Source organism: Pseudomonas sp. PA-1-3F (assembly GCF_021609665.1).
Taxonomy (GTDB): Bacteria; Pseudomonadota; Gammaproteobacteria; order Pseudomonadales; family Pseudomonadaceae; genus Aquipseudomonas; species Aquipseudomonas paracarnis.
On sequence record NZ_WJZD01000088.1, the window covers coordinates 1 to 546 of the forward strand.

Annotated in this window: 1 protein-coding gene; it reads right to left on the minus strand. The window is 50.4% G+C overall.

All coding sequences use genetic code 11. The annotated features are described in order from the left end of the window. A partial coding sequence (locus GIV26_RS27100; RefSeq protein WP_236282931.1) for a transposase occupies positions 1-546 on the minus strand: 546 nt, incomplete at both ends.

Here is a 546-nt window from a genome sequence, read left to right on the forward strand (position 1 = left end):
GGCCGCCCTTGCCCTCGGCGCTCAATACGAACGCCTGCAATCCTCTCAACTTCTTCAATGAAACGAGCAGTTCCGGTAAGCTGCCCCCGTTGCAACGCCTCACGAATAATTTTCGTCTCATCACTCGAAACGGACTGCTTCACAAATACCTTATAATTTTCGCGGCGCTTCAGCGTTGTATCTCCCAATATAGAAAAACAAGCATCAACATCAAGCCAGTCACTATCAGGCACCAGCCCTGTGCGGGCACTGTAACTTGACCATGGATAATCCGCCGCGTCAGCTACCATGCATGCACGAACCGGATTTAATTCAATGTACCGGCAGCAAGCTAGCAAGTAAGTCTCCGTTTGCACCACGCTTGATTTATACCGTCCCTCCCATAATGTACCTGTCCGCCCTTCTAACCTGTTTCGATACCGAGTGGCCCGAGCCGCGAGCGCCTTCATTAACTGCCCTAGCCCTGCAACCGAGTTACCCGGAGAAACCAGTAAATGGACATGATTAGTCATCAAACAGTAGGCGTATATTTTTATGCCAAATGCG